We start from the raw sequence: 12,964 nt of genomic DNA on the forward strand, positions 1-12,964 counted from the left end.
CATGACTAATCTCATTCTCGGCCGCTTAACACTCTACGCCCAGCTGACCCGCTTAAACCGCCCCATAGGCTGGCTGTTGGTGTTGTGGCCGACACTGTGGGGGCTGTGGCTGGCCGCCGACGGCACACCACCGCTGCATTTAGTGATTATTTATACCCTGGGCGCCATCGCCATGCGCTCGGCCGGCTGCGTCATCAACGACTTTGCCGATCGCAACCTCGACGGCCACGTCGAGCGCACCAAAAATCGCGTACTCGCCACCGGCAAGGTCAGTGTTAAAGAGGCCTGGGGGGTATTTGCCACGCTGGTACTGCTGTCGTTTATTTTGGTGCTCTTTACCAACACTCTGACGCTTTACCTCGCCTTTGGCGGCCTGGCACTGGCGTGCTGCTACCCCTTTATGAAGCGCTATACCCACTTGCCGCAAGTGGTGCTGGGAGCCGCCTTTGCCTGGGGAATACCCATGGCTTTTGCCAGTGTGCGCAACGAGGTACCACAACAGGCCTGGCTGATTTATTTTACGGTGCTGCTGTGGACCATCGTCTATGACACCTTCTACGCCATGGTCGATCGCGATGACGACCTGCGTATCGGCATCAAGTCCACCGCCGTGCTGTTTGGCGATCAGGACCGCGTCATTACCGCCAGCTTGCAGGTGTTAGTCGTCATAGGCTTACTGTTAATGGGTTCACGGTTTGAGCTAAACGCTCTGTACTACGTCGGGGTCGCCGCTGCGGCCGGCTTGTTCGTCTATCAACAGCGGCTTATTCGCTACCGCCAGCGGGGGCCGTGTTTTGCCGCATTTCTTAACAATAATTGGGTAGGTTTGGTTGTTTTCGGCGGAATTGTCGCCGGTTTAGTCGAGTGGTAAGTATCGCTCGCCTGACGCCAAATCGCCCCCCCAATCACTTGCTGGGTAAAATTTACCGCCAAGCTGTCATAAATATGCAACAATTTATACATTAAATACGCTTGCAAAGAAGGGGACGCACCCGGCTGATAATGCCATCCGTTACCGCCGCTTCACTGATTATCCGCAATTGATGGAACATACAGGCAGGCACTATGACAAGTCGCACCATCCTTATCGTTGACGACGAATCCGCAATCCGCGATATGCTGCGTATCGCCCTCGAAATGGCCGAGTACCGCTGCTTAGAGGCAAGTAATGCGCAGGACGCACACGGGCTTATTGTCGATGAGAAACCCGACTTGATTCTGCTTGACTGGATGATGCCTGGCACCAGCGGTATTGAACTGGCACGGCGTTTAAAGCGCGACGAAGTGACCGCCAACATCCCTATTATTATGCTCACCGCCAAAGGCGAAGAGGACAATAAAATTCAGGGGCTGGAAGTGGGCGCCGATGACTACATCACCAAACCGTTCTCGCCACGTGAGTTGGTCGCCCGCTTAAAAGCGGTATTGCGCCGCGCCGACCCCCACGCCAACAGCCATCAGCCTATTCAGGTTCAAGGTCTGTGCCTCGACCCCTCCAGCCACCGCGTGACCATCAATGATCGCGAAGTGGATATGGGGCCCACCGAGTTTCGCCTGCTGCAGTTTTTCTTGACCCACCAAGAACGCGCTTACACCCGCAGCCAATTGTTAGATCACGTCTGGGGTGGTAACGTCTATGTCGAAGAGCGCACCGTCGATGTCCATATTCGCCGCCTGCGTAAAGCACTTACGGTGGATCAACACGAAAATTTGGTTCAGACCGTCCGCGGCACAGGCTATCGCTTTTCGACCAAGGCCAGCTAACGCCCCACGCCGATACAGGACTGAACGATTTTGTTACAGGGATTCAATGCCGAGCTGAAACGCTTGGCGGTTATCTTTAGTATTGCCGTTATCATCGGCCTACTGGTCGACCAGCTCGCCTGGACCTTGGCGCTATTTGCCTTTTGGTACATCGGCTGGAGCCTCTGGCAAATGCTGCGCCTGAATATTTGGCTCACGGGCAACCGCAAGCGTCAACCACCCGAGGCCACGGGCCTGTGGGGCGAAGTGTTTGACGCGATCTACCACCTTCAGCGGCGCCAAAAACGCGAGAAAAAAAACCTGCAGGCCGTTATTAATCGCGTTCAGGAAACCACCTCAGCCCTCAAAGACGGCGTGATTCTGCTCGACTGGCGTGGCTACCTCGATTGGTGGAACCCAGCCGCCCAGCGCCTACTGGGGTTTTACAACTCCGACCAAGGCCAGTCGGTTATTAACTTTATTCGCCACCCGCGCTTTGTCGATTACTTTGAAGCCGGTGACTACGCCGAGCCGCTGGATATTCCCTCACCGCGCTTTCCCGATAAACGCCTGCAGTTTCAAATTACCCGTTTTGGTAAAAACGAGCGTTTGATCGTGGTCCGTGACATCACCCAAATTTACCATTTAGAGCAGATGCGCAAAGACTTTGTCGCCAACGTCTCGCACGAGCTGCGCACCCCACTGACTGTCATTAGCGGCTATTTAGAAACCATGGCCGACAATAACAGCACACCGGCCTGGAGCAAGCCGCTGGAGCAAATGCAGCAGCAATCCAAGCGCATGTCGCTGCTGATCAACGACTTAATCATGCTCTCTAAGCTCGAGACCGCCGATACCGGCTTTAATCAAAAACGCGTCGAGCTAGAGCCGTTGCTGCAAACCGTTAAATCGGAGGCGGCCATACTCAGCGCCGAGAAGCACCAAACTCTAACCCTCGAATGCACCGCCAAGCTCAGTATTCTGGGCAATGAAAAAGAGCTGCACAGCGCTTTTTCAAACCTGGTGATCAACGCCGTTAAATACACCCCCGAAGGCGGCAAAATCGCCATGCGCCTGTGGCGCAGCGGCCCGCGTATTTACTATTCCGTGAGTGATAACGGCGTAGGCTTTGACGCCAAACACATCCCACATCTCACCGAGCGCTTTTACCGCGTGGATGCCAGCCGCAACAGCGGTACCGGCGGCACAGGGCTTGGCTTGGCCATTGTTAAACATGTGCTCTTGCGCCACGACGCCGAATTGCAAATCAGCAGCGAAGTGGGCAAGGGCAGTGTCTTCACCTGTGTTCTGCCCGTCAACGATCCCCCGCTGTCATAATTTTTTAACCCTGGGCATCAATCGCCCTTTATTCGGGTTAAACTGTAGCCAATACGATATCAATGGATACAGACAGGCAATATGAAACTAGCGGCTATACTCGTCATTTCTTTTTTGCTCAGCAGCGCTCAGGCCGCCGATCAGGACGCGTCCGGCACGTTTACCCTGGATGGACGGCAGCTGCTCGACGCCTGCGGTGAACCCTTTGTTCCTATGGGGCCCAACCGCATGGTGTATTGGCTCGATCGCACCGGCCTGTCGAGCTTTAGCGAGATCGCCAAAACCGGCGCCAATACCGTGCGTATCGTCTGGACTACTGAGGGCAAGCCTGCCGAGCTCAACGCGGTGCTCAAAAATGCCTTTAAACAACAACTGTTTCCGATCATTGAGCTGCACGATGCCACAGGCGACTGGTCTAAGCTCGATCTGCTGATCAACTACTGGACGCAACCCGAAATAGCCGCCACTATCGCCAAGCATCAGCGCTATACCATTGTTAACATTGGCAACGAGGTCGGCGATAAGGTACCGCTTGATGAGTACACCAAAGGCTATGTACGCGCTATTACACGGCTGCGCGAAGCCGGCTACCGGGTGCCTCTGATGATCGACGCGCCCGGCTGGGGTAAAGATATCGACACTCTGCAAGCGGCCGGGCCGGCGCTGATGGCAGCCGACCCACAAAAAAACATTTTACTGTCAGTGCATATGTGGTGGCCCAAGATGTGGGGCTACGATGACGCAAGGGTACGGGCCGAGCTGCAGGAATCGGTGGACGCCGGTTTGCCTTTAATTATCGGCGAGTTTGGCGATCGTTGGGACGACAGTGAAGGGGGCGCCATTCCTTATCGCACCATCATTAAAACCGCTCTGGAGCTGGACATCGGCTTTTTGCCATGGTCGTGGGGCCCCGGCAACAAACCCCAAAAGCATCTGGATATGAGCGATGACGGCACTGTCGAAGGCTTAACCGGCTGGGGGCGCGAGGTCATGCTCGATGAGACTTACGCCATTGCCCGCAACGCCAAGCGTACCCATTTACAAACCACTGGCGAGTGCGCACCTTAACCCGTCGTCGCGCTCGCCCTCGGAGCAACTATGAGCTTACCGGAAAACCAGTTGCGCGAAGATAAACGCAGTAACCTGCTGCGCCGCAACTACGAGAAAGTAAAACGCAAATACGCCGGCAAGATTCGTCACAAGGCGATCGAGCGAGCGCGCACCCGTATTTATCTGCACGGGCGTAAACCGGAAGATTACGAGCCAGACGTCTTAGAAGTGATCGTCAAAGAAGAAGAAGATAAAATCATCAGCGAATACAAATCCCGCGGTATTGTCGCCCTGATTGCCGCGCTGGGTTTGAGCTTGTTTCCGTAGGGGCTGATATGTTTCGGTTTCTTGCTAAGTCGGCGTTAGCCACCGTTATCTGGAAGCGTTATCGACGCCCGATTGTGTCGACGCTGATCCTTTTTATCAGTTATTTTTTTATCGCCATGGTGCACGGCGACTATGTCTCCTGGGCCACCACCACCGCCGAGCATCAGCACCTGTGGATCTCGTTTGTACTGAAGTGGCTGGCGCTGATCGGTGTGACACTGCTGTATTATTGGTACAACTCGCGCGCGATTGCGCACATCGATAAACAAGACGAAACCGAGGCCGAGCGCCATACGAGCAAAAAGTCGCGCCGCCCGCAAACCCCACCGCCAGAATCCGATGCCCCCGACCCGTTTGCGGCCATCCGCCAAAAAGACAAACTTCGCAGCCGCGCCGATGTAGCCATGGCGCAACACAAACAAAATCATAAACCCTAAATAAGGACATTTATGCGCTTCGTTAACGTCGCCCTTGTGGCTACGCTATTATTTTTTGTGTCTCCAGCCGCTCTGGCACAGTCACAAACAGAAGACGCCAAAGCCCGCGCCCTGTTTGAAACATTTTTTGAAGAGCAGGTATCGCTTAGCCCCATGTTTCAAACCCACCTCGGGCGCAAAACTCACTACGGCGAATGGGACGATATCAGCCCCGCGCAAACCGAGCTGTACTACCGACTCTATCAAGATCAGCTGGCTCGCTTAGAGTCTCTCGATCTGGACAAGCTCAACCCGGACAACCAACTCAGCGCCGAGCTCATGCGCTTTGATTTAGAGCAGGACATCGATGGCTATCAATGGCGCGATTACGGCTACCCGGTGAATCAAATGTTTGGCTGGCACGCCAGCGTTGCGTCGTTTTTAATTAACTCGCACCAAATTACCCAGCTGAGCGATGCTACCGCTTATATTTCCAGGCTACAGGGGGTAGAGCCACTGCTGAAACAGTTGGCCAAAAACCTAAATCGCCGCGCCCAACAAGGCATCTTGGCCCCCGCCTTTGTCTACCCGCAAGTGCGCCGCGACATCACCAATATCATCAGCGGTAAACCTTTTACCCCCGATAGCGACACGCAAAGCCCGTTGCTGGCCGATTTTAGCCGCAAAGTTGAGGCGTTAGACATAGCCGCCGAGCAGCGCCAGCAACTAATCGACAGCGCCAGTGAGGCGCTGCTTAACAGTGTCAAACCGGGCTACCAAGAGCTATTAAGTGTTTGGGATGAGCTGGCCAAAAAAGCCGATAACCGTGACGGGGTATGGAAGTTGCCAAACGGCGAGGCCTACTACCAATACACGCTGGCCAAAAACACCACCACCGATATGAGCGCAAGGGAAATTCATCAACTGGGGCTGGAAGAGGTCGCCCGTTTACACAAGGCCATGGAGACGGTAAAAAAATCCGTCGGCTTTACCGGCAGCCTGAATGAGTTTTTCAGCGCACTGCAACAAGACCCGGCGCAGTACTATCACCCGGACGATAGCGCCGACAGCTCCAATGCCAGTGCGCGCGAGCAGTATTTGGCGGACACCCAGGCGCTGATCGATGCCATGCGCGAGCGGCTGCCGGAGCTGTTTGACCATCTACCCCAAGCCACACTTAAGGTCAAAGCGGTGGAGCCGTTTCGCGAAAAATCCGCCGGCAAAGCGTTTTACCAAGCCCCCGCCGCCGATGGCTCGCGCCCGGGTATTTACTACGTCAACCTGCACGACTTAAGTGCGATGCCGCGCTACCAGATGGAGGCGCTGGCTTATCACGAGGCTTTGCCCGGCCATCACATGCAAATCGCCATTGCCCAGGAGCTAACCGACCTGCCGGCGTTTCGGCGCCACGGCGGTTACACCGCTTACGTCGAGGGCTGGGGGCTTTACGCCGAGCAAGTACCTAAAGAGATTGGCCTGTACGCCGACCCTTACTCCGACTTTGGCCGTCTAAGCTTTGAGCTGTGGCGCGCCGTGAGGCTGGTAGTGGACACCGGCATCCATCAGTTTAAGTGGAGCCGGGAGCAGGCCATCGATTATTTTGTCGCCAATACACCATTAACCCGTGACGATGCCCGGCGCGAGGTAGAGCGCTATATTGTGATGCCCGGCCAGGCTACCAGTTACAAAATCGGTATGAACACTATTTTAGCGCTGCGCACTGAGGCGCAAAAGGAACTCGGCCCTGGGTTTTCGCTCAAAGCCTTCCACGATCAGGTTCTGGGCGCGGGCTCGCTGCCCCTGACCGTGTTACAGCGCCGCATCCGGCAGTGGCTGGCGGTGCAGTCGGACGCCACCCAGTGACAGTGGTACAATTGCGCCGCGCACCGCAACGATACTTTTTTGTTAGATTAAGAGGCTCTATGCATAAGATCATTCGCCCCGCACTCTCTGTGCTGCTCGCCACGGCTGCCCTCAATGCGCACGCCGACTTACGCCAGTTGGGTACCGACTTTCGTACCATGATGTCGAATTACACAATCAACGGCGCTATTCAGCAGCGCTGCAAAAACATAGAGCTGCCCGAAATTGAGCCCCGCCATGTGGTGGAAAAAGAAATGCAAAATAAGCTGGGCATTCAGAATTACATCCAACTGATGATCAGCATGAACAAATCCGATGACAAAAAGAATGCTCTCGCGACCGTGGACAAGCTTTGGGAGAACATCGATGGCTGTGACGACCCCAAGCTCACAGCTGCTTTGGGCCGTATTGCCGATGCCCATGCGGCGGCCTACAGCCGCTTTAGTGAGGAGCCCGGAATGGTGAAGCCCAAAGATATTCCGGTGCCTATGCGCCGTAATTAAGCACCGTACAAACGATCCTGCCACAGGAATTTATTTGCCCTTGCGCTTAACTGGCATCTAAACTCACCTTAATAACGGCTCTTAACACCGGACCCGCCATGAGTGATGCCCACGACCTGCTGTTGGATATGATTGCAGCGCTGCCGGACCCGGCATTTGTGTTAACCGAGTCCGGCCGCTATGCCGCGATTCTGGGTGGACACGATCGCCAGTACTATCACGATGGCTCGCATCTGGTTGATTTCGCTCTACAGGATGTACTCACCCGCGAGAAAGCCGACTGGTTTTTGCAAGAAATCCGCCTCACCTTAGAGCAAAATTGTTTACGCATCGTAGAGTACAGCCTGGCTGGACGCGACGTCGATGGGCTGCCCATCGATACAGGCCCCACAGGCGACATCTGGTTTGAGGGGCGTATCCAACCGCTACCTAACCAGATTAACGGCGAGCGAGCCGTGGTGTGGGTGGCGTCAAATATTACCGAGCGACACAACCTGCAAGGCCAACTACAGATACTGAGCGAGACCGATGAACTAACCGGCCGCTATAACCGGCGCAAATTACTGGCCGAGCTCGCGCAGCACTTTAGCGAGTTTCAACGCTACCAAACGCCACTGGCGCTGATGATCTTTGATATCGACTACTTTAAGCGCATTAACGATCAGCACGGTCACCTCTTTGGCGATCACGTTTTGCATGAGCTGGCGCAGCAGTGCCAAACACAACTTCGCTCGGCTGACATCCTGGGCCGCTTTGGTGGTGAAGAGTTCGCAGTGGTTCTCCCCAGTACCCAACTAAACTCTGCACTTCAGCTGGCCGAGCGCCTGCGCCATCACTGCCAGCAGCTGACTTTTACGGGGCCCGCCGGCACCGCGCAAATCACCATCAGCATTGGTGTGGGCACCGCGAGCGGCATCGATACCACCTTCACCGACCTGCTCCGGCGCGCCGATGATGCGCTTTATAGCGCAAAGCACGCCGGCCGTAACTGTGTGCAACACCAATCGGACGATACTGGCAGCAAGCCGACGGTACTTCTATAGTTTATAACGATGCTTTTAAGATTCTTTTAGCTCTAAGCTACCGATAACGACGAGGCACTTATATGCGACAACTCCTTCATTTGCGCCTGTTTTTGTTATGTTTAACAGCACTTAGCAGCACGTTTAGCCATGCCGCCGCCGTCGAAGGGAGCTGGATTACCATTGACGATCGCGATGGCAGCCGAAAAAGCATTGTGCAACTTGAGGTGGACAATGCCGGTGAGCTCAGCGGGACGATTACCGAGCTGCTGCGCGAAGAGGCTAAAGGTTCTCGCTGTGAAAAGTGCCCCGACGACTTTAAAGATCAGCCCCTCAAAGGGCTGACGTTTATGTGGGGCTTAACCCGCGAGGCCGAAGGTGAATGGGCGGGAGGCAGTATCCTCGACCCCAAAACGGGGAAAGTTTACAAAGCCAAGCTAGAGCTTAACGAAGGGGGCAACAGCCTAACGGTGCGTGGCTTTATTGGTATCTCGTTATTTGGCCGCAGCCAGACCTGGGAGCGCTACACTCCCTAAGCTCGGCGACTAGCCACTGTAAATAACGAAGCAAACGATGTCATCCTCAAGTGGTTATCTAGCACTGGATGAATAATCGTATGGCGGCTTAACAACGCTGCCTTTTACAGCGGTTAAAAAATCACCCAGCTAATAGCAAAGCCGCCCATCACATTGTGCTCGGTCTCGACCAGCGGACTATCGCGGAAGTTGGTGCCCTGCAAGTTTGAATAGCGCAAATAAAACGCAAACCAATAATCACTAAAGCGCCGGCTGAGAGCCGTTTGGGCATTAAAGCCATTGTAGCCGCTACTGGCTTCGTAAGCGGGGCGCTCTGGCAGGGCGTACTCGGGTTTTACGGTGTAGTAGTAATCGTGATATTTGCCCGAGGCAAATACCGGGCCGGTGCGCGCCGTCCACTTCCAGCCGCCATTAATTGCCTGCCGGTAAATCAGTGAGGGGGTCGTCACCATCCCAATATACTCTGGCGAGCCGTCACCTAGCGCCACCACAGCCCGCACCGGAAACGAGAGCGAAAACCCCTGAGAAAAATCTGGTCCGGTTAAATTAACATTAATCGCAGGGCCCGCCTCAAGGGTGGAGCCCAGCTCTTCCATGCCCTCGCGCAGCTCGTTTTTATCGCTGTCCGGGGTCACCGATACCGCCATGCTGGCGGTTAGCTCGAGTGCTTCGGTGCGTAAAAAATCTCCGCGCAAGCCGTCACCGTCAGTGCGAAACACCGGGCCCCGGTACACCAGGTACGGAATCGGCGCGATATAATCGCGATAAGACTCGGAGCCACGGTAATCCGGCCCATAGAGGCCGCCGACACCGATGCCGGCTTCCCAGCGCTTTTCTGGCTGCTGCTTGACTAAGCCGGTGCCCGACTCGTCATCGGCATCCGAGGGCGCTTGAGCGAACGCCTGCAGCGAAATAGTCAGAGCCAGCAGGCCACTCAAGACATTGAGGTTTTTGCGGCTTATCATCAGTGGAGTGTCCCCTGACCAAACAGAGCGCGGATATCGGCGGCATTGTAGCGATACAACTGATTGCAAAACTGGCAATCAATGGTAATTTCACCTTTTTCTACCAGTAATTGCTCGACGTCCTCTTGCCCCAGCGACTTTAGCGCTTCGGCGCTGCGCTCGCGCGAGCAGCTGCAGGCAAAGCGCAACTCACTGGGGTTAAACAGCCGCAGCGATTGCTCGTGAAACAGGCGGTACAACAGCTGATGGTGATCGATCCGCAAAAGCTCTTCGGCAGAAACAGTGTCGGCCAACGCTATGGTTGTGCGCCACTGATCGGCGTTGGCCTCGGCGCTGGCCGACAATTGTTGCGGCAGCGCTTGTACTAATAAGCCCGACGCCGTGCTGTCATCCGCCGCCAACCAAAAGCGTGTCTCAAGCTGCTCACTTTGACGAAAATAATGCTCTAAGCAGCCGGCCAGATTATCGGCATCCAGCGGTACCACGCCTTGATAGCGCTCGCCCTTGGCCGGGTCGAGGGTAATGGCTAACACGCCGTGGCCCAGTAAGTCAGGCAGGCTGGCGGCATCGGCGTCGATTTCGCCCTCGGGTGCCGGGCGTACAATCGCGCGAATCTCGTTGTGATGGCTACACTCGGCCATCACCAGTGAGAGGGCGCCTTCACCGCGTGCCTGCAACGTCACCACGCCATCAAATTTAAGCGTGCTGGATAACAGCGCTACCGCGGCGACAAACTCGCCCAACAACGACTGCACCACCTCTGGGTAATCATTGTGGCTGAGGATTTCACGGTAACTGGTGCCTAGCGTGACAATTTCACCGCGGATATCACAGTCGTCAAAAATAAAGCGGTGGAGTAAATCGTTGCTGATCATAGAGGGTTCCAAAACTGGCAATAACAGGCGCATACGCGCGATGGGACATAGATAAAAGCGGCGCAGAATTACTCTGGCTCATCCATAGCGCGGCGAAACCGGTGAATCTGGCGCCGCTCTTTTTTGTTGGGGCGGTGATCACTGATAATAAAGCTGCCAAGCCCGGCCTTGCGCTCGGCGGCGCGCTGTTCGCGCAGCACGATGCTGGCCTCGGTCTCGCGGTAAAGCAACTGCGCCTCGGGGGCACCGCGGCGCTTATCCGATAAGGCCAACACCTCGACGGTTTTATCGTCCCAGCCCTGACGAATGGTGAGCACCATGCCAACCTCTAATTCGCGGCTGGGCTTGATGCGCTGGCCGTCGAGCTGAATCTTACCACCTTCGATGGCGGTTTTGGCGAGGCTGCGGGTTTTAAAAAAGCGCGCCGCCCACAGCCATTTATCGACCCGCACCCGGGTGCTGACAGGCTCACCCACGGGGCACCTCCGGCATAATCTCGCTAAAGTGCTCAATAGCCGGGTAGCCCTCAATACGCCGCGCGATCTGGCTGTCGGGTTGATGAATCGCCAACAAATGAGCAATGCCGTAATCGCGGGCCGAATCCAGCACCCGCAAAGTGTCATCCACAAACAGCGTGCGGGCCGGATCAAACGGCTCGCGCGCGGCCAAGGCGTGCCAAAACTCCTGGGCCTCTTTGGCGTGGGAGAATTCATGAGAGGAGACAATCAAGTCAAAGCGTTTATCGATCTCGGTGACTTCAAACTTTAACGACATGCTCTGCGGGTGGGCATTGGTGACCAACATGACTTGTTTGCCGGCAGCGCGCAGCCGGTCAAGAAACTCTTCGGTGTGCGGGCGTATTTGAATCTTATGCTTGATTTCTTCTTTCAGCCCCCGGATGTCCAACTCCAAAGCGTCGGACCAAAACTCCAGACAATACCACTGCAAGCTTCCTAGGTGCTCATCGATGCGCTCGGCGAGCTTGGCTCGGGCGATTTCAAAGTCGACGCCGTGAATTTCACTGTAACGGGCGGGCAAGTGGTGCAGCCAAAAGTAGTTATCAAAATGCAGATCGAGCAAGGTGCCGTCCATATCCAACATAACGGTATCAATAGCTTGCCAATCGATCATGGTATACCTCTAACATCGAGCAGGGCTGTAAAAGTGAGGACGCAAGCGCCGCTCGCGACGCTCCGGGACTAACGCTCAACTGCGCCAAGCGTTACTGTTTTTTGATTTTATCACTTTCAGCCAGCCCAGATACAACCTCAATGTTTATACCATCAGACAAGCCCACCTCAATCTCGCGGCGCTGAAACTGCTGGGGTGCGGTTTGCACCTCCACGAAGTAGCTATCCTCTTCGATCAAGAGGTTACTTTCATTGATCGCCAGCACATCTTCGCGCTTATCTAACACGATGTCAGCGTTGGCGCTGTAGTTAGCACGCAAAAACAGCTTATCGGACAAGGTCACCGCTGCGCGGATCTCAAATTTAATGGTGCCCTGATCGTCCTCCCCCTGCGGGGAGATATACTCAAGCTCGGCCGAAAATGGCTCGCCCGCGAGTGCGCCCACGTCCAGAACGAGCTCCATGCCCTCGCGAATCTTGCCCACCTCGGCCTCGTCCACCAGGCCCTCAAAAATCATATCGGTCATATCGGCCAGCGTGGCCACCGTGGTACCCGCACCATAAGTGCTCGACTCGACAATAAACGCTCCCTCTTTATTGGGTACATCCAGAATCATGCCGTCCGCCGTGGCCCGAATACGGTTGGACACCAAATCCGACTGGCGGGTCGCCCCCTCACGAATCAGCAACAAATTGTTTTCCGCCGAGTGCATGGCCTCTTTGGCCAGCTGATAATCAAGCCGGTATTTATTGTAAGCCGAAACCGACACCAGCTCTTGTTGCAATAAATTCTTTTGTCGATTGAGCTCGTCCTCGGCGTTTTCAAAGCTAATGCGGGCGCTTTCTAGCTGCGACTCCGCGTGGTTTAGGGTAACCATATTCGGCGCCAGAGTGATCTTTGCGACCAAATCGCCTTTGCTAACGGTTTCGCCCGCCGTTACGTACAGCTCATCCACCACGCCGGATACCTGCGAGGTGACATTCACTTGCTTGCGCGGAATCACCTTACCAGTAGCCACCGTCTTTTTCACAATATCGGTAACAAAAGGCGAAGCCGTTTCATACACCACGGGAGACTCCTGTGATTTTTGGTACAAAAAAACGGCCGTGCCGATAAACAGTACCGCCACAAATAACAGTAAAACAATTGCAAAAAATTTCTTCATGACACTCGGCTCATTAAAAAGTAATTAAAT

Annotated in this window: 15 protein-coding genes; 10 read left to right on the forward strand and 5 right to left on the reverse strand. The window is 55.0% G+C overall.

Going from position 1 to position 12,964, the window contains the following annotated elements; all coding sequences use genetic code 11:
- The first annotated feature begins 1 nt into the window (after position 1).
- The 10 genes from ubiA to SD69_RS01550 all read left to right on the forward strand — a co-directional run bounded on the left by ubiA (position 2) and on the right by SD69_RS01550 (position 8,798).
- Positions 2–871, forward strand: coding sequence for a 4-hydroxybenzoate octaprenyltransferase (gene ubiA / locus SD69_RS01505; protein ID WP_041521803.1), 870 nt, complete (start codon positions 2–4; stop codon positions 869–871).
- A gap of 194 nt (positions 872–1,065) precedes the next feature.
- Positions 1,066–1,764 (forward strand): phosphate regulon transcriptional regulator PhoB, encoded by a 699-nt coding sequence (gene phoB / locus SD69_RS01510; RefSeq protein ID WP_041521804.1) that lies wholly within the window; start codon positions 1,066–1,068, stop codon positions 1,762–1,764.
- A gap of 30 nt (positions 1,765–1,794) precedes the next feature.
- Complete coding sequence (gene phoR, locus SD69_RS01515) at positions 1,795–3,081, forward strand: phosphate regulon sensor histidine kinase PhoR (RefSeq protein ID WP_041521805.1); 1,287 nt, start codon at positions 1,795–1,797, stop codon at positions 3,079–3,081.
- A gap of 81 nt (positions 3,082–3,162) precedes the next feature.
- Positions 3,163–4,149 carry a cellulase family glycosylhydrolase gene (locus SD69_RS01520; protein ID WP_052480796.1) on the forward strand — a complete coding sequence of 329 codons (987 nt, stop codon included), beginning with the start codon at positions 3,163–3,165 and terminating at the stop codon, positions 4,147–4,149.
- A gap of 30 nt (positions 4,150–4,179) precedes the next feature.
- Positions 4,180–4,458, forward strand: coding sequence for a hypothetical protein (locus SD69_RS01525; RefSeq protein WP_041521806.1), 279 nt, complete (start codon positions 4,180–4,182; stop codon positions 4,456–4,458).
- Positions 4,459–4,466: 8 nt separating this feature from the next.
- Positions 4,467–4,895 carry a hypothetical protein gene (locus SD69_RS01530; protein ID WP_041521807.1) on the forward strand — a complete coding sequence of 143 codons (429 nt, stop codon included), beginning with the start codon at positions 4,467–4,469 and terminating at the stop codon, positions 4,893–4,895.
- Positions 4,896–4,907: 12 nt separating this feature from the next.
- Positions 4,908–6,737, forward strand: coding sequence for a DUF885 domain-containing protein (locus SD69_RS01535; RefSeq protein ID WP_041521808.1), 1,830 nt, complete (start codon positions 4,908–4,910; stop codon positions 6,735–6,737).
- A 59-nt stretch (positions 6,738–6,796) separates the two neighbouring features.
- Positions 6,797–7,240, forward strand: a complete 444-nt coding sequence (locus SD69_RS01540) for a hypothetical protein (protein WP_041521809.1) — start codon at positions 6,797–6,799, stop codon at positions 7,238–7,240.
- A gap of 98 nt (positions 7,241–7,338) precedes the next feature.
- Positions 7,339–8,283, forward strand: a complete 945-nt coding sequence (locus tag SD69_RS01545) for a GGDEF domain-containing protein (RefSeq protein ID WP_052480797.1) — start codon at positions 7,339–7,341, stop codon at positions 8,281–8,283.
- A 62-nt stretch (positions 8,284–8,345) separates the two neighbouring features.
- Positions 8,346–8,798 carry a DUF2147 domain-containing protein gene (locus SD69_RS01550; RefSeq protein WP_041521810.1) on the forward strand — a complete coding sequence of 151 codons (453 nt, stop codon included), beginning with the start codon at positions 8,346–8,348 and terminating at the stop codon, positions 8,796–8,798.
- A gap of 113 nt (positions 8,799–8,911) precedes the next feature.
- Here the strand turns inward: SD69_RS01550 and SD69_RS01555 are convergent, their stop codons facing one another.
- The 5 genes from SD69_RS01555 to SD69_RS01575 all read right to left on the reverse strand — a co-directional run bounded on the left by SD69_RS01555 (position 8,912) and on the right by SD69_RS01575 (position 12,934).
- Positions 8,912–9,763, reverse strand: a complete 852-nt coding sequence (locus SD69_RS01555) for a MipA/OmpV family protein (protein ID WP_041521811.1) — start codon at positions 9,761–9,763, stop codon at positions 8,912–8,914.
- On the reverse strand, positions 9,763–10,638 hold the full coding sequence (gene hslO, locus SD69_RS01560; protein ID WP_041521812.1) for an Hsp33 family molecular chaperone HslO: 876 nt from the start codon (positions 10,636–10,638) through the stop codon (positions 9,763–9,765). Before hslO ends, SD69_RS01555 begins: the two co-directional genes overlap by 1 nt.
- A 68-nt stretch (positions 10,639–10,706) precedes the next feature.
- Positions 10,707–11,114 (reverse strand): RNA-binding S4 domain-containing protein, encoded by a 408-nt coding sequence (locus SD69_RS01565; RefSeq protein WP_041521813.1) that lies wholly within the window; start codon positions 11,112–11,114, stop codon positions 10,707–10,709.
- Complete coding sequence (gene yrfG / locus SD69_RS01570; protein ID WP_041521814.1) at positions 11,107–11,769, reverse strand: GMP/IMP nucleotidase; 663 nt, start codon at positions 11,767–11,769, stop codon at positions 11,107–11,109. Before yrfG ends, SD69_RS01565 begins: the two co-directional genes overlap by 8 nt.
- Before the next feature lie 91 nt (positions 11,770–11,860).
- On the reverse strand, positions 11,861–12,934 hold the full coding sequence (locus SD69_RS01575; protein WP_041521815.1) for an efflux RND transporter periplasmic adaptor subunit: 1,074 nt from the start codon (positions 12,932–12,934) through the stop codon (positions 11,861–11,863).
- Positions 12,935–12,964: the final 30 nt, after the last annotated feature.

The sequence above is a fragment of the Gilvimarinus agarilyticus genome, from assembly GCF_000832015.1.
Taxonomy (GTDB): domain Bacteria; phylum Pseudomonadota; class Gammaproteobacteria; order Pseudomonadales; family Cellvibrionaceae; genus Gilvimarinus; species Gilvimarinus agarilyticus.

Coding starts and splice junctions, on each gene's coding strand:
- SD69_RS01550 (WP_041521810.1), top strand. CDS start 8,346: ATGCGACAACTCCTTCATTTGCGCCTGTTTTTGTTATGTTTAACAGCA.
- phoB (WP_041521804.1), top strand. CDS start 1,066: ATGACAAGTCGCACCATCCTTATCGTTGACGACGAATCCGCAATCCGC.
- yrfG (WP_041521814.1), bottom strand. CDS start 11,769: ATGATCGATTGGCAAGCTATTGATACCGTTATGTTGGATATGGACGGC.
- hslO (WP_041521812.1), bottom strand. CDS start 10,638: ATGATCAGCAACGATTTACTCCACCGCTTTATTTTTGACGACTGTGAT.
- SD69_RS01575 (WP_041521815.1), bottom strand. CDS start 12,934: ATGAAGAAATTTTTTGCAATTGTTTTACTGTTATTTGTGGCGGTACTG.
- SD69_RS01530 (WP_041521807.1), top strand. CDS start 4,467: ATGTTTCGGTTTCTTGCTAAGTCGGCGTTAGCCACCGTTATCTGGAAG.
- SD69_RS01525 (WP_041521806.1), top strand. CDS start 4,180: ATGAGCTTACCGGAAAACCAGTTGCGCGAAGATAAACGCAGTAACCTG.
- SD69_RS01555 (WP_041521811.1), bottom strand. CDS start 9,763: ATGATAAGCCGCAAAAACCTCAATGTCTTGAGTGGCCTGCTGGCTCTG.
- SD69_RS01520 (WP_052480796.1), top strand. CDS start 3,163: ATGAAACTAGCGGCTATACTCGTCATTTCTTTTTTGCTCAGCAGCGCT.
- ubiA (WP_041521803.1), top strand. CDS start 2: ATGACTAATCTCATTCTCGGCCGCTTAACACTCTACGCCCAGCTGACC.
- SD69_RS01545 (WP_052480797.1), top strand. CDS start 7,339: ATGAGTGATGCCCACGACCTGCTGTTGGATATGATTGCAGCGCTGCCG.
- SD69_RS01540 (WP_041521809.1), top strand. CDS start 6,797: ATGCATAAGATCATTCGCCCCGCACTCTCTGTGCTGCTCGCCACGGCT.
- SD69_RS01535 (WP_041521808.1), top strand. CDS start 4,908: ATGCGCTTCGTTAACGTCGCCCTTGTGGCTACGCTATTATTTTTTGTG.